This is a genomic window from Arthrobacter sp. efr-133-TYG-104 (assembly GCF_030208915.1).
In the GTDB taxonomy this organism is placed as follows: domain Bacteria; phylum Actinomycetota; class Actinomycetes; order Actinomycetales; family Micrococcaceae; genus Arthrobacter.
The window spans coordinates 223733-246652 of the sequence record NZ_JARVTA010000001.1; the positions used below are offsets into that span (position 1 = coordinate 223733).

A 22920-nucleotide genomic window follows, 5' to 3' on the forward strand; every position below is an offset into this window, starting at 1 on the left:
CAATGCGAATTGTTGTCCTCGTCTCCGGTACCGGCTCCAACCTCCAGGCTGTCATCGACGCCGTGAAGTCGGGTGAACTGGATGTCGAGATCGCCGCCGTGGGAGCGGATCGCCCCGACACCTACGGGGTAGAGCGCTCCGAAGAGGCCGGGATCGAAACGTTCGTGGTCAACTTCAACTCCTTCCAGACCCGCGCCGAGTGGGATGCAGCGCTGCGGGACAAGGTCCTCTCCTACCAGCCCGACGTCGTGGTTTCCTCAGGGTTCATGCGCATTGTCAGCGCCGACTTCATCGATGCTTTCGGCGGCAAATACGTCAACACCCACCCGGCCCTGCTCCCGTCGTTCCCCGGCGCCCACGGGGTTCGCGACGCCATGGCGTACGGCGTCAAGGTCACCGGGTGCACCGTTCACTGGGCCGACGCCGGAGTGGACACCGGGCCGATCATCGCCCAGGAAGCAGTGACTGTTCTTCCCTCTGATACTGAGGAGAGCCTGCACGAGCGCATCAAGGTGGTGGAGCGGCGCCTCTTAGTCCAGACCCTGGCTAGCCTGGCAGCCTCCCAATCCACCCCGGCTCCCAACTAGGGGACAGATAACGTCGCCCTGAGCCCTCAGAGGGCCCGGAGCTGTCCCCTAGTTGGGCGTTGCGCGCCCGGGCCTGTGGATAACAGAACGCACGGCCGTTGATTTTGCCAGCATGGGCCCATGAAGATCGCACGGCCGCTGCCCGCAAACCTGGCTATGAAGCCCTTCATTGTCCAGGAAGCGCTCGACGCCGGCGTCACAGCTGGGCGCCTACGCTACAGAGATCTGGCCTCGCCAAGCCGTCAGATCCGCATGCCTAGAATAGTGGACGACCTGACGGTTGCCGATCGTGCCCGGCCTCTGACCCTGGTTACTCCGTTCTCAGCTGCGTCACATGCAACGGCATTCCTGCTCTGGGAGTTTCCCGGATTCCTGCCTGGGAGTCACGAGACGAGTATCCACATTTCGCGGCCCGACACCATGGGGAGACCTCGCCGCAAAGGCGTCACTGCGCACAAGGGGCAGTTCTTCGCGGACGAAATCACTACGCTGAACGGACTCTTCGTAACCAGTAGGGCCCGGACATGGCTGGACTGCTCCCGGAAGATGGACATCGACGAGATCACTGTCGTGGCCGATCATTTGCTCCGTGTTCCGAGGCTGGAATTCGAAAACCGATCCGAGCCATACTGCACCATGGATGACCTTGAAGAGATGCTGGACCGGCACTGGGGGACACCAGGTATCCGCAAGGCCCGCCTCGCCTTGGAGCAGGCGGTGGTGGGCGCCGACTCTGCTCCCGAAACTCGACTGAGGCTGGCGCTTGGGCGGGCTGGGCTTCCCACCCCGGAGGTCAACGTGCGCACGGTGTTGAGTCCCGGCGTCGTACGTCAACCAGACCTTGGTTACCGCGAGTGGCGGGTCGGCGTCGAATATGAGGGCGAGGGCCACTCGGACCCCGCGCAGGTGGTCAGGGACATTGCCCGCGAGGAAGACTACAGCCGCGCGGGCTGGAACCTTGTGCGCATCTCAAAGCGCCATATGAGCACCGGCGCAATCACGGCGGTGGCCAAGGTGAGGCGTGCGCTGGAGCAACGCGGGTGGTCGCCCAACTAGGGGACAGATAACGCCGCTCTGAGCCCTGAGTGGAGCAGGAGCTGTCCCCTAGTTGGGGGCCGCTAGTTGGGGGAGGGGCGGCGTCAGGCGAGGACACGCTGCTTGGTCTCCGGCGCCATGAAAGCCATCCACAGCACGGAGAGCAGCACCAAGCCACCGGCCATCGCGAAGGACTGGGCCAGACCGAACTCGGGCCAGAAGAATGATGCGAACACCAAAGGCCCAAAGCCTGCTCCGATGCGGGAAAAGCTGGAGGCCCATCCGAAACCGGACCCCCGCAACTCAGTGGGGTAGAGCTCGGACACGTACGCGTAGAGCACCGGAATCGCCACCTGCACCACAAAGCCGAACACCAGCAGCCAGAACACCGCGGCAGCCGGTACGTCCACCACAAACGCCACGATCACGAGCGTCAGCGCGGACAGCGGGCCGGTCACGGCGAGGATCCACTTGCGGCCCACGCGCTCCACCAGCAGCGCTGCAGCCACCACGCCCAGAAGCCCGACGGCGGCCATTCCCGCCGTCGTAAGGAACGCCTTGTACTCCTCGAAGCCGGCTCCAATGAGAATCCGGGGCATCCAGGTCAGCGACACGTAATAAACCAGCAGCACGGAGAAGAACAAAGCCCAGGCCGCCGTCGTAATTTTCCAGTCGAACTCCCAGATGAGTCGCAGCTGCTTCCAAATGCTTCCAGCGGACAGCCGCGGCGCGGCCTGGGCCGCGGGCAACCGGTAAGCCCGCGGTTCCATGCCGGTGGCGGCCACTAAATCGTCGATGACGGCCGCCGCTTCAGCACGCCGTCCTTTCCGGATCAGGAACATCGGGGATTCAGGCACGCTCCGGCGGATCCAGAAGACGAGCAGTGCCGGCACCACCATGACCAGCATCGTCAACCGCCAGTCTGCAAAGGCAGCGACGAACCACGCTGACAAGAAGCCGCACAAGGCAGCGCCCACGGGCCACCAGCCGTCCATGGCGGTGAGGACTTTGCCCCTTTGCTTGCGTGGCGTGAACTCACCCACCAAGGCGTAATCCACAGGAATGCATCCGCCCAAACCGAAACCGGCCACAAAGCGGAAGATGCAAAACCAGACGACGTCGGGCGAGAAAGCGCCCAGGACGGTGAAGATGCTGAAGATCAGGAGGGTGGCGCTGAACGCCTTCTTGCGTCCAATGGTGTCAGCGATAGTGCCCCAGGCAAACGCGCCCACCGCCATGCCGATCAGGTTGGCCGTGCCGATCCACGCAGCGTCTGACGGTTGCAGGGACCAGTGCTTGGACAGCAACGGAATCAGGATGCCGTTGAGCGTCACATCCCAAGCATCGAACATGAAACCCAAGCCGCCGATCACGAAGATCTTGCCTTGGACCTTCCACCGCCACGGCAATTCCTGCACCACTTGTTCGCCGCTCGGCACGGCTGTGTATGTATTCATTGGGCCTCCTGCATGAAACTTTATTCGCTCTGCAGCATGCCCTACTTCCGGTTTTCGATCGCCCTTCGCAGGAAACCACCGGCGTCGTCGAGCGCGGTCTTTGCTGAGGAGGGGTCGATGCCCGTGAGCAGCACCAAAATCGCCGCCTTCACCGAGCCCCCGACGGAGTCCAGGGCGGCGGCCGCTTCCTGCGCCGAGACTCCCGTGGCGTGCTGAACGGTCCGCTGGGAGCGGGCCAGCAACTTCTCATTCGTGGCGCGCAAATCCACCATGAGGTTCCCGTACGTCTTGCCCAGCTTCACCATGGTCAACGTGCTGATCATGTTCAGGACCAATTTCTGCGCGGTGCCCGAGTTCAGCCTGGTCGATCCCGCAATGAACTCCGGGCCCACCTCAACGTCGATAGCAACATCGGCCAGGTGCCCGACGGCCGAGCCCTTGTTGCACGCCAACGACGCCGTGAACGCGCCCCTCTTACGGGCCTCCTCCAGTGCGCCGATCACGTACGGCGTCCTTCCGGAGGCAGTGATACCCACGACGGCGTCCGCTTCAGTGACGTTGATATCGTGCAGGTCCCGAGCCCCGGCGGTTGCGTTGTCCTCGGCGTACTCCACAGGTTTTTGGATCGCTTGGACCCCGCCCGCGATGAGCCCGACGACGAGACCCGGCGGAGTGCCGAAGGTGGGCGGGCATTCGCTCGCGTCCAGCACTCCCAGACGCCCAGCCGTCCCCGCACCCACGTAGATCAGGCGTCCGCCGCGCCTAAGCCGCTCCGCAACGGCGTCGACCGTTTCAACGATTTCAGGAGCAGCAGCCGCAACGGCGGCGTGCACTCCTGCACTGTGGGACAGCATGGTCGCGACCAGCTTTTCCGTGCCAAAGGTGTCCAGGGCGTCCAGCCCCTCGGCGGTGGCTTCGGTCTGCAGACCGGCCAGGACGGTGCGGAGATCCGCGAGTTTGTCCGCGTCAGTTGGTTCCGGTTGCTCCGTCACGGTGGATATACCTTTCGTGGATGAGCCCGCGGCGCACCGCTGCGAGGGCAGCACCGTCCAAGCCATCGCCCAGCGGGGTCACCACCTCAATCCCAGCCGAAGAGAGCGAGTTCTGCAAGAGCCCGGCAAAGAACTCCGAGCCCGCCACACCGCCCAGCAGGGCAACGCGCTGCCCAGGGCTTTCTTGGGTGCCGCACGCTCTTTGCACCGTGCGGATCAGGATCCGGCACGCCTCGCCGATGATGTCACGTGCGACGCCGTCACCCGCCTCCGCTGCCTGCAGCACCTGGGGTGCGAAACGGGCCATCGCGCGGTAAGGGTTCTCGTGTGCAGCAAGCCAACCCGGGAGCATGTCCGGCGACTCGACCAACGCGGTGGCCGCAGCCGAGAGGGAGGTGGCGGGACCGCCGTCGTGCGCTTCCAAAACTGCTTGGAGACCTTGCTGACCAATCCACCGGCCGCTGCCGCGATCGCCAAGGTAGGGGCCCCAGCCGTCGGCCCGGTGGAGGAGGCCGGCCTCGTCGAAGCGGAAGGCCACGGCGCCTGTGCCGACGATCAAGACGGTCCCGGTCCCGCCGTCGAATGCACCCAAGTGCGCGGCGGTGGCATCTGAGAGCAGGGCAACTGGGACGCGGAAATGGTGGGCCAGGAGGGCGGCCAATTCGCGGGACTTTTCGGTGGAAGCCTCGACGCCGGCTACTCCGGCGCCTATCCCCGCGAGGCTGTTGAGGGGGAGTGCGGGCACTAGCAATGCCACTGTTTTGAGCAGGAGGTCGAACGCGAGGGCGGGCCCTTGGTCTACGTGAATGCCGGGGAAGCCGTGCTGGTCCGCTGCCGCGAGCAGATCGTGGCCCCTGCGCAGCTCAACGCGGCACCGACTCTTTCCTATGTCGGCAACGAGGATCACGGAGGTGGACGCTTCCATGGAACAACCCTACTTGCGGGACACCCCCCTTTCGTTGTGGGCCACCCCCCTTTCGTTGTGAGGCCCGCTCCGCAGGGTTATTTGGTCGTTTTCCATGCATAGCGCGCCCCAGCCCCGCAACGGGCGGGGTGGGTTTGTGGGGCCTGGTGTGCAGGGATGAGGGGTGGCTGGGCGTGCAGAGCGGGCCCCGCAACGCGCAAAGGGACCACAACGCGACTCAAAAGCGGTGCGCCAACGAAACACGATAAACTCTCCGTATCCCACCACCCGCGACACCACCCGCGACATTTACGCGACCTAAGACGGAGACTTTTGTGAGCTTGACGCAGCTTGACCGTGTTCCCATCCGCCGTGCACTGATCTCGGTTTACGACAAGACGGGACTGGAGGAGCTCGCGAAGGGCCTGCACGCAGCCGGCGTCGCCATCGTTTCCACCGGCTCCACCGCCAAGAAGATCGCCGCCGCAGGCATCCCGGTCAAGGAAGTCGAAGAAGTCACCGGCTCCCCGGAAATGCTCGACGGCCGGGTGAAGACCTTGCACCCCCGCGTTCACGGCGGGATCCTGGCCGATCGCCGCGTCCCTGCGCATATGGAAACGCTTGCCAGCATGGACATTGAAACCTTCGACCTCGTGGTGGTGAACCTCTACCCGTTCGTCGAGACCGTGAAGTCCGGCGCGGCGCAGGACGACGTCGTTGAGCAGATCGACATCGGAGGACCCGCCATGGTGCGGTCGGCCGCGAAGAACCATGCCGCCGTCGCTATTGTCACGGACCCCAACTTCTACGGCGCCGTTGTTGCCGCAGCGCAAGAAGGCGGCTTCGACCTCAACACCCGTCGTCGCCTGGCTGCCAAGGCCTTCGCGCACACCGCCAGCTACGACAACGCTGTTGCTTCCTGGACCGCCAGCCAGTTCCTGGACGAAAACGGCGATGGCGTCATCGATTGGCCTGCCTACGCAGGACTGGCTCTGGAGCGCTCCGAGGTTCTCCGCTACGGCGAAAACCCGCACCAGCAGGCCGCCCTCTACGTGGACCACGCGGCTCCAGCCGGCATCGCCCAGGCTGACCAGCTGCACGGCAAGGCCATGAGCTACAACAACTTCGTCGACGCCGATGCCGCCCTCCGCGCTGCCTTCGACTTCGCCGAGCCCGCCGTCGCGATCATCAAGCACGCTAACCCGTGCGGTGTCGCCGTCGGATCCGCCGACGCCGCAGACCCGATCGCCGACGCCCACGCCAAGGCCCACGCTTGCGACCCCGTCTCCGCTTTTGGTGGCGTCATCGCTGCCAACCGCACGGTCACCGCCGGCATGGCGCGCACGGTTGCGGGCATCTTCACCGAGGTGGTCATCGCCCCGGACTTCGAGCCCGAGGCTGTGGAGATCCTGTCCAAGAAGAAGAACATCCGCCTGCTCGCGCTCCCCGAAGGCTACGGCCGCTATCCCTCGGAGATGCGCCAGGTTTCCGGCGGCGTCCTGGTCCAGATGAGCGACAAGGTGGACGCCGACGGCGACAACCCCGCCAACTGGACCCTCGCCGCAGGCGAAGCCGCCGACGAGGGAACACTCGCGGATCTGGCTTTCGCCTGGACTGCATGCCGGGCAGCGAAGTCGAACGCCATCCTGATCGCTGACAACGGTGCCGCCGTCGGGATCGGCATGGGCCAGGTCAACCGCCTGGACTCCTGCCGCCTCGCCGTCGAGCGCGCCAACACGCTGGGCGTGTCGGTGGAGTCCGACGTCGAAGGTGCTGGCGGCGCCTCCAACGCCGACGCGACCAACGCACCGGAACGCGCACGCGGTGCCGTTGCAGCCTCGGATGCGTTCTTCCCGTTTGCCGACGGACTGCAGATCCTGATCGACGCCGGTGTCCGTGCCGTTGTTCAGCCGGGCGGTTCGGTCCGTGACGATGAAGTCGTCGCCGCAGCCAACGCTGCCGGCATCACGATGTACTTCACCGGCGCGCGCCACTTCTTCCACTGACACGAAACGTCCGACGGCGGCTGGCCCCTCAGGGGTGCGGCCGCCGTCGGGCGTTAACCGCCGGTGAGGGTAACGAACGCGTGATCCCCGCCACTAAGAGGCGTCAAAACGGCCTGCTCGGGTAAGTTAGAGATGTTGAAATCTGCAGACTTTCAGGGAGAACCCCGCCAATGGCCAAGATTATCTATACCCACACAGACGAAGCGCCGATGCTGGCTACTTATTCATTCCTGCCGATCGTGGAGGCGTATGCCTCGACTGCGGGTGTGGAGGTGGAGACCCGCGACATTTCGCTGGCCGGCCGCATCATTGCCGTTTTCGGTGACTTCCTGACTGAAGAGCAGCGCACGGGCAACGCCTTGGCTGAACTTGGCGAGCTGGCAAAGCAGCCCGAAGCCAACATCATCAAGTTGCCCAACATCAGCGCCTCGGTGCCGCAGCTCAAAGCTGCCATCGCCGAACTCCAGTCCCAGGGCTACGCCCTCCCGGACTACCCGGACAACCCCTCCTCGGACACCGAGACGGACATCCGGTCACGCTATGACAAGATCAAGGGTTCCGCCGTGAACCCGGTGCTGCGTGAAGGCAACTCGGACCGCCGGGCACCCCTGTCGGTGAAAAACTACGCACGCCAGAACCCGCACTCCATGGGTGCCTGGAGCCCCGATTCCAAGACCAACGTTGCCACCATGGGTGAGAACGACTTCCGTTCCAACGAAAAGTCCGTGGTCCTGAAGGCTGACGATTCCCTCACCATCCAACTGGTCCGGGAAGACGGCACCACCAAGGTCCTCAAGAAGGGCTTCCCGGTCCTGGCCGGTGAAGTGGTTGACGCTACGGTCCTGCGCGCAGACGCCCTGGACGCTTTCCTCAAGGCACAGGTTGCCCGTGCCAAGGAGGAGGGCATCCTGTTCTCCGCACACCTGAAGGCCACCATGATGAAGGTCTCGGACCCCATCATCTTCGGCCATGTGGTCAAGGCATACTTCTCGGAGCTTTTCGAAACCTACGGCAAGCAGTTGGCTGCCGCGGGGATCAGCCCCAACAATGGCCTCGCCGCGATCCTCAGCGGTCTTGGCGACCTCCCCGAGGACGTCCGCGACGGCGTCAAGGCAGCTATCGCCAAGGGCCTCGACGACGGTCCTGCGCTGGCCATGGTGGACTCGGACAAGGGCATCACTAGCCTCCACGTTCCTTCTGACATCATCGTGGATGCCTCCATGCCGGCCATGATCCGGTCCTCCGGCCACATGTGGGGCCCGGACGGCAAGGCAGCGGACACCCTGGCCGTCATCCCGGACAGCTCCTACGCCGGCGTGTACCAGGTTGTTCTGGACGACTGCCGGGCCAACGGCGCTTTCGATCCCACCACCATGGGCACCGTCCCCAACGTGGGCCTCATGGCGCAGGCAGCCGAGGAATACGGCAGCCACGACAAGACCTTCGAGATCGAAGCAGCCGGCACCGTTCAGCTGGTGGACAGCAAGGGCACCGTCCTGATCGAACACCAGGTCTCCCCGGGTGATATCTGGCGTGCATGCCAGACCAAGGACATCCCTGTCCGCGACTGGGTCAAACTGGCAGTCACCCGCGCCCGCGCATCACAGACCCCGGCCGTGTTCTGGCTGGACAAGGGCCGTGCCCATGATGCCAACCTCATCGCCAAGGTCAACGAGTACCTCAAGGACCACGACACCGAGGGCCTGGACATCAAGATCCTTTCCCCGGTGGAGGCCACGGCGTTCACCCTGGAGCGCATCCGCAAGGGCGAGGACACCATCTCCGTCACCGGCAACGTCCTGCGCGATTACCTCACGGACCTGTTCCCGATCCTTGAGCTCGGCACCAGCGCCAAGATGCTTTCGATCGTTCCGTTGATCAACGGTGGAGGCCTGTTCGAAACAGGTGCCGGTGGATCTGCTCCCAAGCACGTCCAGCAGCTGGTCAAGGAAAACCACCTCCGCTGGGACAGCTTGGGCGAATTCCTTGCCTTGGCCGTCAGCTTCGAGCACCTCGCCACCACCACGGGTAACGCACGTGCCCAGGTCCTCGCGGACACGCTGGACCGCGCAACGGGCACGTTCCTCTTGGAGAACAAGTCCCCGCGCCGCAGCGTCGGTGAGCTGGACAACCGCGGAAGCCACTTCTACCTGGCAACGTACTGGGCCCAGGAACTGGCCAAGCAGACCGATGACGCCGAGCTGGCTGAGGCTTTCGCCTCGATCGCAGACGCCTTGACCTCCAACGAGGAAACGATCGTCGGGGAGCTTGCCGCCGTGCAGGGCCCCGGCGTCGACCTTGGCGGTTACTACCGTCCGGACGCCGCCAAGGCTGCCGAGATCATGCGCCCGTCGGCTACGTTCAACAAGGTCCTCGCGACCCTGAATTAGGCACGAGCAAAACCGGCCCGCAGGCATCGCCTGCGGGCCGGTTTTTCTTTTAAGCCGGTTTTCTTTTAACCCGGTGAATCAGCGGTCCGCGGCGAACCGCGCTGGGGCCGTGCCGCCGTCGACGATGTCCTTCAGGATCCGGCCAATCGCCGGCGTGAACTTGAAACCGTGCCCCGAGAAGCCGGCACCCACCACCATTGGACCAAACCGGTCAAGCACAAAATCCTCATTGGGGGTGGTGGTGTAGGTGCAGCTGATGGGAACCACCGAGGAAGGGTCGACGCCGGGAAGCCACTCCTCGGCGTACCGCACCAGGGCTTCGAGCTGCTGGGGGATGGGTTCGAAAGTGCGCTCGTCGGGGTCCATGACTGGGCCGACGCCGTGCCAGCCCGCCTTGACGCCTTCGCCGGGCGTGAGCATGCCGTAGACAGGGCTGAACCAGTACTCGTAGAGCTCGTTGTTCGGGTCCGGGTCCGGGTTGTGGTTGAAGCTGGGCCACACGAGCGTGTTATCCACGGGCGTGAAGTGGGCCGGTTGTTCCTGGGTGACCACCAATGCGGGTAAGTCCGCGAGCTTGCCGATCAGTTTCGGGGTCCATGCGCCTGCTGTGACTACAACCCGGGCGGCTGTATATTCTGTCTCGTCCGTTACCGCCACCACCGATTCCCCGCCGGTGACTTGGATGTCCCGGACCGGCGTCGAGTACTTGAACGTGGCGCCGTGGGCCTCGGCGGACTTGCGCAGCGCCACGAGCGCGTCGGCGGAACGCACGCGGCCCGATCCCGGGACGAACAGGACGTCGGTGCTGAAGTTCATGCCCTGCCAGCGGTCCGCCGCCTCGGCCGCGGGCAGGAAGTAGCTCTCGATGCCGCGTTCCTGGTGCGCTGCCCGAACCAGCTCCAGCCGGGGGACGTTGCCATGGTTCACCAGGCCCACGAGGTCCAGCAACGGTGCCCCGTGCTCAGCGGCGAGCTCGTCCCACAAGGTTTTGGACTCGGCCAGCAGGTCCAGATAGTCAGCCTCGGCGTAAGCGGTGTTGAAGTTGCGTGTAGCGCCGTGGGAAGCACCGATGTGGTGGCCGGCCTCGAATTGCTCCAAGAGGACCACCGACTTACCGGCCTTGGACAACTGCCACGCTGCCGCCGATCCCATGGCCCCGCCACCAACAACTACAACGTCCACCTGCATACCCGCTCCATCCGTCGATCGCCTTCTCCCATTCTGCCCCCACTGAGCAACTAGGACGTTGGGTGCGGCGGTGTTTGGTGTGCCGCGCCGCGCATGGAAGATTGGAGTGCGTGAAATTCCTGCACCCGTCTCCCGTGTCCTCAGCCCGCGGCATCGCCATCATGCGGGTGGTTTTTGGCGCCCTCATGCTCGTCCACGGCATCCAGAAATACCTCGCCGGGCACGCTGCATTCGCTGCTTCTGTGGCCGCCATGGGCGTGCAGAAGCCCGACGTCGTTGCCTGGTTCGTAATCGCCAGCGAAATAGGGCTCGGGCTGCTTTTGGTCCTGGGGGCGCTGACCAGGGTGGCGGGTTTCCTGGCGGCGTTGATGTTCGCGGGCATCTGGTTCGTCACAGAGGGCGGGAAGCCACTGATCACCGACCAGCCGGGCGTCACGGCCGAGCTGCTGATCGTCTACTTTGCGTTGTCCGTGGCATTCGTATTCCTGGGATCGGGAGCGTTGTCCCTGGACCGCAAACTTTCCAAGGCCCCGGCCCGCAAAGCGCGTTAACCCGGGTGAGCTAACATACGACGCCGGCGCTCACCGCTGTGGAGTTTGCCGATAAATGGCGGCGTTTTGTGATCGCTCTTTGTCGCACCACTGCGCGTCGCCTGTCTTGAATCTCTAGGGTTTCAACACAAAGAGGTTTCGAGACATGCTCGCGCTGGGTGAGGCGTCTCTTTTCCCATACGTTGTGAGGCACTTTGGTTATTAGGCACTTTACCGAGCGATTTTCGGGCTGGTTTGTCACTTTCCGAAGTCGTCTGCGCTGCTGCAATGACGTCCTTGTTTGGGGTTTTCCGGCATCAACGAAGGCCCAGTCTGAGCCTTGGGAAGCCCCTACTCATTGGTCATTAAGCGCTACCGACTCAGGACCAACGGCTCTGCGATTCGCACCGGTGGCTCCGCGAGTCGCGTCACTTTCAGGCAGAGGGCGGTAGCGGTCCCTCCCTTGGCATAGAGCGACAGACGGTTGCTGTCCGGTTCGGGAAATATGAGGCCTGTCATGGTGACCTGGCCGTTTTGGGCGAAGACTTCCACTGAGCAGCGGTCGATGAAGAGGGTGAGAGTGTAGGACCCGTCAGAGGCAGGTTTTAGTGGGGCTGTATCAATCGATGCAAAGGCGTCGTGGAATTCTGTGTTGCCTGATCTTGTCCGGTCCATGATGAGCCGGTTCTCGAGGGGGCGGATGCCGATGCATGTTCCGTCTGTGCCGTTGCCTCGAATGATGAGTCCAAATTCCTCTGCGGATTCCGGGATGAAGGTCACCTCGACGATCTCTACCGGTGCTCCCCCGCCCAGGTGGTGTGTTCCTTCATCTATGGGAAGATCAGACCAAGTGTTCGTGGGTAGTGAGTTGCCCTTTAGATATTCGTCGGCGACCTGTTGGGACAGTCGCGGCTGGCCCTGGTCTGTCACAAGGGATATTTCGCGTACGAGCGACATGGAACTGCGCCATGGCCAGGTCGGGATGGCGGCGCCGTATTGCCAGTTATTCATCCAGCCGACCATGAGACGGCGCCCGTCGGGTGCGTTGTTGAAAGAGACGGCAGCGTAGTAGTCGCGTCCCCAATCGAGCCAGTGGTAGGCGTCGAGCTCGGCCGTTTGGCTGCTGCCGTCGGTAACGGTTGTTTGGGATGTGAAGGCCACGCCGTCGAAGTGGCCGACAAAGTATTGACCGCCTGACCCGCCGTTGGGCCCTCCGGGGTTGAGGTTCAGGGTGAGGACCCACTTGGTCTGCTCTTCGTCGCCGTCCAGTGGCAAAGGGAAAAGGTCGGGGCATTCCCAGACGCCGCCGGTGGCGTTGGCGGGTCCGAAGCTGCTGAGGTAGTGCCAGTCCCGAAGGTTATCGGAGCTATAGATGACCACCTTGTGCTCGTTGGCTTCGACGGCCACCATGACCCAATAGCTTCCCGGGGGCCCGTTATAGCGGAACACCTTCGGATCGCGGAAGTCTGCGGAGTTCCTGTCGAGGACGGGGTTGCCCTGGTGCTTCGTCCAGGTGTAGCCGCCGTCGGAGCTCCAGGCCAGGGACTGGGCCTGTGTGCCCCGGCGGGCTGAGCTGTCTTTGTAGGCGCTGGTGTAAATTGCCACCAGCGGGGCAGTCTGCCCGGTGCCGAGGCCGCTGGTGTTGTACTGGTCGATGACGATGCTGCCGGAGAAGATGTCCTCTTCGGCGTCGCAGAGGATGGCCACGGGCTGCTCGTCCCAGTTGACCAGGTCCGCCGAGGTGGCGTGGCCCCAGGACATGTTGCCCCAGACGTTCCCGAAGGGGTTGTTCTGGTAATAGAGGTGATAAATGCCCTCGTGGTAGACGAGTCCGTTCGGGTCGTTCAGCCAGGTGTTTTTGGCTGTGTAGTGGATGGCGGGCCTGAAGATGTCATCCTCGTGGGCGGAAATAGCAGTCATGACGTTGGGTGCCTTTGTGGTTTATCGGGGGGTACGCCGCTGGCAGATGGGCAGCCGCGGCGGCTGCCAGGTGCCCTCCGGGCAGCAAGGAAACTCCGGTGGGCGGTTGGGGACCGGAAGGGCGGGTTCTCGTTGTGGTGGGACGCGGGCCCCTACGGCCGGTGATTGTTTTGGCGCAGCCGGAGAGGCTGTGATTGTCAGCGGCAGCCGCAGGATGCCCGCAGTACCAGCTCGGCAGGGAAGATTTGGGTTTTCGCTTGGGTCTCCTGTCCGGGCTCCGGGGTTAGGAGAGCGTTCAGGGCTGCCTGTGCCAAGTCCTTTAAGGGTTGGGCGACTGTGCTGAGCCGGGGCCAGGTGTATTCAGATTCGGGCGCGCCGTCGAAGGAGAATACGGCCAGGTCCTCCGGTAGCCGGAGGCCGCCCTCGTGGAGGGCGCAGAGGAAACCGGCCGCTTGTTGGTCGGAGCTGACGAAGACGGCGGTGGGCCGCTCGGAACGGGCCAGCAGCTCCTGTCCGGCATGGAAGCCGCCTTCGCGGGTAAAGGGCACCCGAATGATTGGGCCGGCCGTGAGGCCGGCATCCTGGATGCCCTGATGCCAGCCGACCTCGCGTGCGTCAAGCTCACTGTCGGCATTGCCGCCGATGACCAGTCCGATCCGTTCGTGGCCGTGGCTGATGAGGTGCTCAACAGCTGCCCGCGCTCCCTCCTGGAAGTCCACCCCAACAGCATTTGCACCGTGCCCCTCCGCGCCGCCTTTCGCGACAACGTCGGCAGGATGGTTCAGGAGCACAACAGGAATGTCTGCCTGTTCAAGGTCGATTAGATCAGGCTCGAACAGCACGCTGGAGAGGAACAGGCCGTCCACCCTCCTCGCGGCGAAGTTCTTGATGAGGCGGCGCTCTGTGCGTAGCGAGTCCTGGGAGTCTGCCAGCAGGAGGGTGTAGCCCTGCTCGGCCGCGGCGTTTTCGACGGCGCGGGCGAGCGAGGCATAGAACGGATTGATGGCGTCGGGGACGATCAGGGCGAGCATTTCGCTGGAACCTAAGGCAAGTGCCCTGGCTGCCGAGTTGGGCCGGTAACCCAGCGCTCTGATTGCCTGCCGCACCTTGGCCTCGTTCGCAGCGGAAACCGGCCTCGGCCCACCGTTGACCACGTAACTGACGACGGCGCTGCTGACCCCCGCCAGCCGGGCGACATCGTCGCGGGTGATGGGCTTGGTGTGTGGGGTCGGGTGCGGCATGGCAACCATGCTAGCGGCGTTTCACTTGGCGGACTCGCGAAGTACCGGGCGGGGCAGCTCTGCCGGGGCGTCGCCGAAGTCGGGCACCGGCAGGCGTTCGCCGCCGCGCAGGGCGGACTGGTGGGCAATGATGCCGGGAAGCGTGTAGCGGGCCGCTTCCCAGGCGTTGACCGGAGGCAGGGTGCCGGTGTTGATGGCGGTGACGAAGTCGTCGACGAGGAAGTGGTGGCTGCCCTCGTGGCCGTTGGGCAGGCCGCGGAACTCCGCCGGCAGTCGTCCGGCGTCGTGCACGGAGGCCATGCCGGAAATAAAGGCGTCGCGCAGTGCAGGAGCCACGTCGGCCAGCATGGGGTCATCCGCGTCCATGGTGGCCTGGGTCTCGAGCTGGTCACTGATGTCGGTCACGGCGTGCTTGTCCTGCCAGACGCTGACCAGGGCGAGCTGTTCGAAGCTGGCCTCCGTACCGAAGTAGCGGAAGCGGCTCTCGCGCAGGTGGGAAGGGTAGCCCACCCTGCGGAACTCGTTGATGCGCATGGACCCGCCGCCGGCGAGTTCGAACAGGGCACTGGCGTTGGAGAAGTCGTTGGCGAACATGCTTATCTCACGGTCAAAGACACCGTCGCCGCGCTCATCCCGGACCCCGACACAGCTGACGCTGACGGCGTGGGAGCCGGTTGCTCCCAGCACCCCGCCCACAGAGTGGGTCGGGTAGAGCATGGGCGGGTAGCTGGCGGTGCGCTTCCAGTCTTCTCCGCCGCTGTACTGGTAGGCGTCGTAGAAGCCGAGGTCCATGTCGTGGACGTAGTCGCCCTCAGCGTAGAAGATCCGACCGAAGGCGCCCTCGGCATTTTTCTTGCGGGCAAAAACGGTTGCCGGGTTGTAGTAGCTGGTCTCACCCATCATGTACGTCAGCCCGGTTTCGCGGACCGCTTCGATAATTTGTGCGATCTCCTCTTCGGAGACCGCCATCGGCACGGCGGAGTAGACGTGCTTACCGGCCCGCAGCGCCTGCAGCACCAACGGTCCATGGGTCCAGCGCTGGGTGAAGATCGCTACGGCGTCGACGTCGCTTTCAAGCATTGCCTCGAAGCTGTCGAACGTCCCTGCCGCACCGGCGCTGCTGCTTTGGGCCTCCGCACGCTCAGCGATGATGTCGGTGAAATAGATGTCTGAGATTCCGGGGTGGGCAGCGAAGAGCTTGGCGAATACGCCCGCGAACTGTCCCGCACCAACGATTCCAATTGAAGAAGTCATGGAAGAAGTATGGGCACGGAATCTACGCGCGTCAAGAAGCTGGTTGAATAGGCATAAGTCCGCCTAGTTCTAAAGGAAACTGTTGCATTTTTCTCAGCTACACGCGTAGAGTAGCCGTCAATTGTTACCTGCCTCACAGAAGAGGGATCAAAGATGACCACCATTACCAAGCACCCCCCCGCCGCAGCGCACAAGGCGCCGCAGCGTTCCAACCGGGGCCGTGGCACGGTCAAACTGCGCGACCTGAAGGTCGCGCTGCTGTTTATCCTCCCGGCGATGATCGGCCTCGTTGCTTTTTCTCTAGTCCCGACCATCCGTGGCATCTACTTGAGCTTCACCGAGTACAGCATCCTCGGAGAGCCCAAATGGGTCGGCCTCGACAACTACACGGCGATCTTCAAGGATGAGCTCTTCTGGAACGCGATGGCTGTGACCATCCAGTACGTCGCAATCAACATCGTCTTCCAGACAGTCATCGCCCTCGGCCTGGCGCTGCTGATGCACCGCGTCGCCAAGTCCACGTTCGTCCGTGGCGCCTTGCTGCTTCCCTTTCTGGTGGCCAACGTGATTGTCGCCCTGCTGTGGTTCTGGATGCTCGACTACCAGATCGGCATCGTCAACGAGATCATCAGCTGGATGGGCCTTCCCCGCATTGCCTTCTTCGGCAGCGAGCAATGGGCCATCCCCACCATCGCCTTCGTCAATGTCTGGCGCCACATGGGCTACACCGCCTTGCTCATCTTCGCCGGCCTCCAGGCCATCCCCCAACACGTCTACGAAGTGGCTTCCCTGGACGGGGCTTCCCCCACCCGGACGTTCTGGAGCATCACCATGCCGCTCCTGCGTCCGGTCCTCGCACTGGTCCTGGTGGTCACCGTCATCGGATCGTTCCAGGTCTTCGACACCGTCGCGGTCACCACCGGCGGCGGTCCGGTCAACGCCACCCGCGTCATCCAGATGTACATCTACCAAAAAGCCTTCGGCGAATCGGACTTCGGCTACGCCTCCGCCCTGTCCGTCATTCTCTTCCTCATTCTTGCCCTGGTGGCTTTCGTGCAAATGAAGTTCCTCAAGGGCAACGAATCGGATCTGGATTAAGGAACCCCGCCATGACAACATCAACACCCTCCCGCACGAAGCCAGTCAACTGGCACCGCATCGGGGCGTGGGCCGTCATCGCCCTCGCGCTGGCCGTCACTATCTTCCCGTTCCTCTGGATGCTCCGCACGGCCCTCTCCAGCAACCACGCGCTGGCCTCCAACTCCGGGAACCTTTTGCCGGCGGACTTCTCCTGGGGCGCCTTCAAGCGTGTCTTTGGAATGCAGACCACAGAGGAGGCCATCGCCGAAGGAGGCTCCGGGGCAGCCATCGACTTCTGGCTGTACCTGCGCAACTCGATACTCTTTTCCACCGTCACTACCGCAGCCCAGGTCTTTTTCAGCGCACTTGCCGCCTACGCCTTCGCCCGGCTCCGCTGGCCCGGGCGCGACAAGGTCTTCTCCGTATTCCTGGCCACCATGATGATTCCGGGGATCTTCACCGCGCTGCCTAACTTCCTCATGATCAAGAACCTGGGCCTGCTCAACACGTTCGCAGGACTGACACTGCCCTTCCTGTTCATGTCCGCGTTCGCCATCTTCTTCCTGCGGCAGTTCTTCCTCAGCATGTCCCGCGAAGTCGAGGAAGCAGCCATGCTCGATGGCGCCAAGCACGTGCGTATCTTCTTCCAAATCGTCCTGCCCAACGCCGCCGCACCCCTGGCCACCCTCGCGCTGCTGACCTTCATCGGCCAATGGAACGAATACTTCTGGCCACTGCTGGTCGGCAACGACGAGAGCATCCGCGTCCTCACCGTGGGCCTAAGCGTCTTCAAGTCCCAGTCCCCCCAGGGCGCCCCGGACTGGTCCGGACTCATGGCCGCCACCCTCGTTGCGGCAGTGCCCATCCTCATCCTGTTCCTCGCCTTCGGCAAAAAAGTGGTCAACTCCATCGGATTCTCCGGCATCAAGTAACCCCTCACTTCCCTCCTCCCAAGAAACACCTCGAAAGGTCCACCATGAAGAAAACTATCGGCGTCGCAGCTGCCGCCGCGGCAATCGCCCTCTCACTCTCCGCCTGCGGCGGAGGCAGCACCGCCTCCACCGAGGCCAAGGGTGAAATCAACTACTGGCTGTGGGACGCCAACCAGCTCCCCGCGTACCAGCAGTGCGCTGCTGACTTCACCAAGGCCAACCCGGACATCAAAGTCAAGATCACCCAGCGTGGCTGGGGTGACTACTGGACCACCCTGACCAACGGCTTCGTCGCCGGAAACGCCCCGGACGTCTTCGCCGACCACCTGTCCAAGTACCCGGAATTCGCCGCCAAAAAGCAACTCCTGCCCCTCGACGACGCCGTCAACAAGGACCACGTCGATCTCTCGATCTACAACAAGGGCCTGGCCGATCTCTGGGTGGGCCAGGACGGCAAGCGCTACGGCCTTCCAAAGGACTGGGACACCGTGGGCCTCTTCTACAACAAGGCCATGACCGACGCCGCCGGCATCACGGCCAAGCAGATGGCCGAGCTGAATTGGAACCCCAAGGATGGTGGCAGCTACGAGAAGACCATCGCCCACCTGACCGTTGACAAGAACGGTAAACGCGGAGACGAAGTTGGCTTCGATAAGAACAACGTGGCCGTCTACGGCCTGGGTTTGGAGTCCTCGGGCTCGGGCCAGGGCCAGACCCAGTGGAGCTTCCTGACGGCCACCACCGGCTGGACCCACACGGACAAGAACCCCTGGGGCACCAAGTTCAACTACGACGACCCCAGGTTCCAGGAAACCATCGCCTGGTGGGCCGGGCTGGCGGACAAGGGCTACATGCCCAAACTTGAAACAACGGTAGGCGCCAGCATGCAGGACACCTTTGGCGCCGGCAAGGCCGCCATCAACACCTCCGGCGACTGGACGATCGGCCAGTACACCGGCTACAAGGGCATCCAGACCGGCATCGCACCCACCCCGACGGGACCGAACGGCAAGCGCGCGTCCATGTTCAACGGCCTGGCCGACTCCATCTACGCCGGCACCAAGAACCCTGCCGCATCCGTCAAGTGGGTCGAATACCTCGCCTCCTCAGCCTGCCAGGACGTCGTCGCGTCCAAGGGAGTCGTCTTTCCCGCCATCAAGTCCTCCACCGCCAAGGCTGCCGCGGCCTTCAAGGCCAAGGGCATCGACGTCACCCCCTTCACCCAACAGGTGGAGGATGGAACGACGTTCCTCTTCCCGATCGCAGACAATGCCGCCAAAGTCGACGGCATCATGAATCCCGCCATGGACGCAGTGGTCTCCGGCAAGGCCCCGGCCAGTTCCCTCACCCAGGCCAACGAAAAGGTCAACGCCCTCTTCAAGTAGGGCCATCCGCTTTACCGGCTGCGCGCCGCGGTCGTCGTCTTCCCCGCGGCGCGCAGCCCACCCCTTACTTCCACACCCGCAGAAGGACATCATTTATGGACCCGCTCCACCTCCGTTCCGCCGGCACCAGCCTGGTGATCAGCTTCGACAGCCGGGAGGCCGAGGTCATCCACTGGGGCGCGGATCTTGGCAGCACGCTGCCGGACCTCGCTATCCTCACAGCCGCTATCCCGCCGTCGTCCATCGACGCCGCCGTACCCACTGGCCTCCTGCCCCAGGCGGCATCCGGTTGGCGAGGCCGGGCTGCCCTGCGCGGACACCGGATGGTCGACGGCGTCACGGGCCTTGATTTCTCAGCCCGCCTCCGCGTCGTGACAGTGAGCGTCGAGGGGACCTCAGCGGTGATCGTCCAGTCCGATCCCGATGCCGGACTCACCGTCTCCTCCTCCCTGACACTGCACGACGGCGGCCTGCTGGAACTCCGCCACACCCTCACCAATGACGCCGCCACGCCCTACCAGCTCGACGAACTGGCAACAGTCCTCCCGGTGGCACCCAACGCTACCGAACTCCTTGACCTCACTGGGCGCTGGTGCCGTGAACGCCACCCGCAGCGCCGCCCCATCCAACAGGGCACCTGGGTCCGTACCGGCCGGCACGGCCGCACCGGACACGACTCCTCCCTGCTTTTCGCCGCCGGCACCTCCGGCTTCGGCAACCGCCACGGCAAGGTCTGGGCCACGCACCCGGCCTGGAGCGGCAACCACGAACAGTTCGCCGACAGCATCGGCGACGGCCGCACTATGATCGGCGGCTCCGAGCTCCTGGGCCCTGCCGAGGTCGTCCTCGCCCCAGGCGCCAGCTACACCACTCCGGCGCTCTTTGCTGCGTACTCGGACCGTGGCCTGGACGGCATCAGCGAGGCGTTCTACAGCTGGTTCCGGTCCCGCCCCCACCACGTTTTGCCGGCAGCAAGCACCGGCCTGGCCGCCGGCAAGCCTCGCCCGGTGGTGCTTAATGTCTGGGAAGCGGTCTACTTCGACCACAACTTGGCCACCCTCATCGAGCTGGCTGAGTCCGCCGCGGAGCTTGGTGTTGAGCGTTTTGTGCTCGACGACGGCTGGTTCCGCGGACGCCGCGACGACCGCGCCGGACTGGGCGACTGGTACGTCGACGAGTCACTCTGGCCCGACGGCCTCACACCGCTGATCGATGCTGTGACTTCCCGTGGGATGGAGTTCGGCCTCTGGGTGGAACCGGAAATGGTCAACCTCGACTCCGACGTCGTCCGTGCGCACCCCGAATGGATTGTTGGCCCGTCCGTCCAGAGCTACAAGGACGGCGGCCGGCTGCCACTCGAATGGCGGCAGCAGCACGTCATCGACCTCGTAAACCCGGCGGCGTGGCAATACATCTACGATCGCATTGACGCCCTTCTGCGTGAAAACAACATCAGCTACCTCAAGTGGGACCAGAACCGGGACCTGCTCGAACACGGCCACGCCGGCCGCTCCTCCGTCCACGAACAGACCCTCGCCGCCTACCGCCTCTTTGACGAACTCCGCAAGGCCCATCCCGGCGTCGAAATCGAGAGCTGCTCCTCCGGCGGGGCGCGCGTGGACCTGGGCATCCTGGAACGCACCGACCGGATCTGGGGCTCGGACTGCAACGACGCCCTGGAACGCCAGACCATCCAACGCTGGACCGGCGTCGTGGTTCCGCCGGAGCTGGTGGGCGGACACATTGGCCCCACGACATCACACACCACCGCCCGCACCCACGACCTCTCCTTCCGCGCCATCACCGCCCTGTTCGGCCACTTCGGCATGGAATGGGATGTCCGCAGCGTTCAGGGCGCCGAAAGGGAGGAACTCAAACGCTTCATCGCCCTCTACAAAAAATATCGGAACCTCATCCACTCCGGGCGCATGGTCCGCGCCGACGTTGCCGACGGCTCCCTCATGCTCCACGGCGTGGTGGCCCCGGAGGATGCTGGTCAAGGCACGGCGGCGCTGTTCGCCCTGGTCAGCACACGCACCGCCTTTGCGGAACAACCGGGACGGATCTCCATCCCCGGCCTGGAGCCGGCCCGGGAGTACCGTGTGGAGGCCGTCTTCCCGGCTCCGGGTGACTTCGACTATTCGCACACGTTCACGCAGGTCCGCCCCCCGGCCTGGCTGGCGGACGGCGCCGTCGCGGACGGCCGTTTCCTGGCCGAGGTGGGACTGCCCATGCCTGCCCTCAACCCGGAACACGCACTGCTGCTCGAACTCACCGCACTGTAACAACTGACTGGCAAGCCCCGCCGTTTCCCCCGTTCTCCGCAGCGGCGGAAACGGCGGGGCAGCCTCCGCGCTAGTTAGAGGATGTAAATGAAAATCCTGGTCACAGGTGGCACCGGTACATCAGTTCGCAGACAGGCTTGTACCTAGGAATTCCGTGCCACAGCCGGCCTCTTCCGGCCATCTTTTGGACCAGTTCAAAACAGTTTGAGTCAGGAATAAAGATGGAAAACGAGACTTCAGTCTTGGAAACCCAGGGCACCCTGGAAATACCTTTCTATTCCGCCCCTCCGCGCGTGCGAGGACAAATCCGCAGGACCACCATGTACACCGATGCATCAAAAGAAGACCTCCTCCACGTTCAGGTCCTGGACCGCAGCCATCTCGAGGACCAACTGGACAAAGCAGTGGACATCCTCGCGGCCAGGTCCCCCCTGCATGGCGGCAAAGGGATCCTCGTTTCCCGGAACTCCCCCCGGGACTTCACCGTCCAGCTCCACCCGGATGTCCCGTTCGGCACCATCCAGGAAAGGCAGGAATGGTAATCCGCGATGGGAACAGTCTCCCCTGGCAACCATGACCAGGAAACACTCATCCCACGATGAAAAGCAGCCGGAAACCACCTCAACCAACAGAGAACCCCTTGACTCCGAACCTGCACGTGAGCGGTCCTGACAGAAAGGCACCCATGACTTATTCGGCTGCGGACAACCGCTATGAATCCATGCCCTACCGCCGCGTCGGACGCAGCGGCCTGAAACTTCCCGCGATCTCCCTGGGCCTGTGGCACAACTTCGGCGACGACAAGCGCTTCGATGAACAGCGCGCCATCTTGCGCCGTGCCTTCGATCTCGGCGTCACCCACTTTGACCTCGCCAACAACTACGGGCCGCCGGACGGCTCGGCCGAAATCAACTTCGGCCGCCACCTGCGGGACGATTTCAAGCCGTACCGGGATGAACTCGTCATCTCCACCAAGGCCGGCTACTACATGTGGCCCGGCCCCTACGGCGAGTGGGGCTCCCGCAAATCCCTGCTCTCCAGCCTGGACCAGTCGCTGCAGCGCATGGGCCTGGACTACGTGGACATCTTCTACAGCCACCGTCCGGACCCCGAGACGCCGATGGAAGAGACCATGGGTGCGCTGGACTACGCCGTGCGCTCCGGCAAGGCGCTCTACGCAGGCATCTCCTCCTACACCCCGGAACAGACCATCGAGGCTGCCCGGATCCTGAAAGAGCTCGGCACCCCGCTGCTCATCCACCAGCCCAGCTACTCCATGCTGAACCGCTGGACCGAAAACGGCTCGCCCAACCTCTACGAGGTGCTGGAGCAGGTGGGCGCAGGATCCATCGCGTTCTCCCCGCTGGAACAGGGCATGCTCACGAACCGCTACCTCAACGGCATCCCGGCCGATTCGCGGGCCGCCAAGGAACGGTTCCTGTCAGAATCGGCACTGACCGAGGACAAACTGGACCGTGTCCGCGGGCTCAACAAGATCGCCGCCGGCCGCGGGCAATCACTGGCGCAGATGGCCATCGCCTGGATCCTCCGCGACCAGCCCAAGGGCACCCCCGTCGCGTCCGCCCTCGCGGGGGCATCCAGCGTCAAGCAGCTGGAGGACACCCTGTCCGCCATCAACAATCTGGCGTTCACGGAGGACGAGCTGAAATCGATCGACGAATTCGCCGTCGAGTCCGATATCAACCCCGCACGAGGAAAAGCACAAATATGAAC

18 protein-coding genes are annotated in these 22920 nt (G+C 63.8%); 11 read left to right on the forward strand and 7 right to left on the reverse strand.

Annotation, left to right across the window (positions count from 1 at the left end):
• Positions 1-2: 2 nt before the first annotated feature.
• Both purN and QRN04_RS01055 read left to right on the forward strand, forming a co-directional pair.
• Positions 3-587, forward strand: coding sequence for a phosphoribosylglycinamide formyltransferase (purN, locus tag QRN04_RS01050; protein WP_284974290.1), 585 nt, complete (start codon positions 3-5; stop codon positions 585-587).
• Between the two features lie 120 nt (positions 588-707).
• Entirely contained in the window at positions 708-1643 is a 936-nt protein-coding gene (locus QRN04_RS01055; protein WP_284974291.1) for a putative endonuclease domain-containing protein, read from the forward strand.
• A gap of 83 nt (positions 1644-1726) precedes the next feature.
• On the opposite strand, the gene QRN04_RS01060 is transcribed toward QRN04_RS01055, so the two are convergent.
• The 3 genes from QRN04_RS01060 to QRN04_RS01070 are packed head-to-tail and all read right to left on the reverse strand — an operon-like array spanning position 1727 to position 4996.
• Positions 1727-3079: an MFS transporter gene (locus QRN04_RS01060; protein ID WP_284974292.1), complete on the reverse strand. Its 1353-nt coding sequence runs from the start codon at positions 3077-3079 to the stop codon at positions 1727-1729.
• Between the two features lie 41 nt (positions 3080-3120).
• Positions 3121-4071, reverse strand: coding sequence for an N-acetylmuramic acid 6-phosphate etherase (gene murQ / locus QRN04_RS01065; protein WP_284974293.1), 951 nt, complete (start codon positions 4069-4071; stop codon positions 3121-3123).
• Entirely contained in the window at positions 4046-4996 is a 951-nt protein-coding gene (locus QRN04_RS01070) for an N-acetylglucosamine kinase (protein ID WP_284974294.1), read from the reverse strand. The genes murQ and QRN04_RS01070 overlap by 26 nt, the downstream gene beginning before the upstream one ends.
• Before the next feature lie 314 nt (positions 4997-5310).
• On the opposite strand from QRN04_RS01070, the gene purH reads away from it, so the two are divergent.
• Together purH and QRN04_RS01080 are read left to right on the forward strand one after the other, a co-directional pair.
• The gene (gene purH, locus QRN04_RS01075) at positions 5311-6981 is read left to right on the forward strand and encodes a bifunctional phosphoribosylaminoimidazolecarboxamide formyltransferase/IMP cyclohydrolase (RefSeq protein WP_284974295.1); all 1671 of its coding nucleotides are present in this window, start codon (positions 5311-5313) and stop codon (positions 6979-6981) included.
• Positions 6982-7151: 170 nt separating this feature from the next.
• Entirely contained in the window at positions 7152-9371 is a 2220-nt protein-coding gene (locus QRN04_RS01080) for an NADP-dependent isocitrate dehydrogenase (RefSeq protein ID WP_284974296.1), read from the forward strand.
• A 78-nt stretch (positions 9372-9449) separates the two neighbouring features.
• Here the strand turns inward: QRN04_RS01080 and QRN04_RS01085 are convergent, their stop codons facing one another.
• Positions 9450-10559, reverse strand: coding sequence for an FAD-dependent oxidoreductase (locus tag QRN04_RS01085; protein WP_284974297.1), 1110 nt, complete (start codon positions 10557-10559; stop codon positions 9450-9452).
• A gap of 110 nt (positions 10560-10669) precedes the next feature.
• Here QRN04_RS01085 and QRN04_RS01090 point away from each other — a divergent pair, with 110 nt between their 5' ends.
• Positions 10670-11110, forward strand: coding sequence for a DoxX family protein (locus tag QRN04_RS01090; protein WP_284974298.1), 441 nt, complete (start codon positions 10670-10672; stop codon positions 11108-11110).
• 351 nt (positions 11111-11461) lie between these two features.
• On the opposite strand, the gene QRN04_RS01095 is transcribed toward QRN04_RS01090, so the two are convergent.
• From QRN04_RS01095 to QRN04_RS01105, 3 genes are all read right to left on the reverse strand, one after another.
• Positions 11462-13009, reverse strand: coding sequence for a glycoside hydrolase family 32 protein (locus QRN04_RS01095; RefSeq protein ID WP_284974299.1), 1548 nt, complete (start codon positions 13007-13009; stop codon positions 11462-11464).
• A 197-nt stretch (positions 13010-13206) separates the two neighbouring features.
• Positions 13207-14259, reverse strand: coding sequence for a LacI family DNA-binding transcriptional regulator (locus QRN04_RS01100; protein ID WP_284974300.1), 1053 nt, complete (start codon positions 14257-14259; stop codon positions 13207-13209).
• A 12-nt stretch (positions 14260-14271) separates the two neighbouring features.
• Positions 14272-15504: a Gfo/Idh/MocA family protein gene (locus QRN04_RS01105; protein WP_284974301.1), complete on the reverse strand. Its 1233-nt coding sequence runs from the start codon at positions 15502-15504 to the stop codon at positions 14272-14274.
• Positions 15505-15657: 153 nt separating this feature from the next.
• Here QRN04_RS01105 and QRN04_RS01110 point away from each other — a divergent pair, with 153 nt between their 5' ends.
• The 6 genes from QRN04_RS01110 to mgrA all read left to right on the forward strand — a co-directional run bounded on the left by QRN04_RS01110 (position 15658) and on the right by mgrA (position 22918).
• Complete coding sequence (locus QRN04_RS01110) at positions 15658-16602, forward strand: carbohydrate ABC transporter permease (protein WP_284974302.1); 945 nt, start codon at positions 15658-15660, stop codon at positions 16600-16602.
• A gap of 11 nt (positions 16603-16613) precedes the next feature.
• Positions 16614-17516 (forward strand): carbohydrate ABC transporter permease, encoded by a 903-nt coding sequence (locus tag QRN04_RS01115; protein WP_284974303.1) that lies wholly within the window; start codon positions 16614-16616, stop codon positions 17514-17516.
• A gap of 44 nt (positions 17517-17560) precedes the next feature.
• Positions 17561-18901 (forward strand): ABC transporter substrate-binding protein, encoded by a 1341-nt coding sequence (locus QRN04_RS01120; RefSeq protein ID WP_284974304.1) that lies wholly within the window; start codon positions 17561-17563, stop codon positions 18899-18901.
• 95 nt (positions 18902-18996) lie between these two features.
• The gene (locus QRN04_RS01125; RefSeq protein WP_284974305.1) at positions 18997-21186 is read left to right on the forward strand and encodes an alpha-galactosidase; all 2190 of its coding nucleotides are present in this window, start codon (positions 18997-18999) and stop codon (positions 21184-21186) included.
• 221 nt (positions 21187-21407) lie between these two features.
• Complete coding sequence (locus tag QRN04_RS01130) at positions 21408-21728, forward strand: hypothetical protein (protein WP_284974306.1); 321 nt, start codon at positions 21408-21410, stop codon at positions 21726-21728.
• 143 nt (positions 21729-21871) lie between these two features.
• Entirely contained in the window at positions 21872-22918 is a 1047-nt protein-coding gene (gene mgrA, locus QRN04_RS01135) for an L-glyceraldehyde 3-phosphate reductase (protein ID WP_284974307.1), read from the forward strand.
• Positions 22919-22920: the final 2 nt, after the last annotated feature.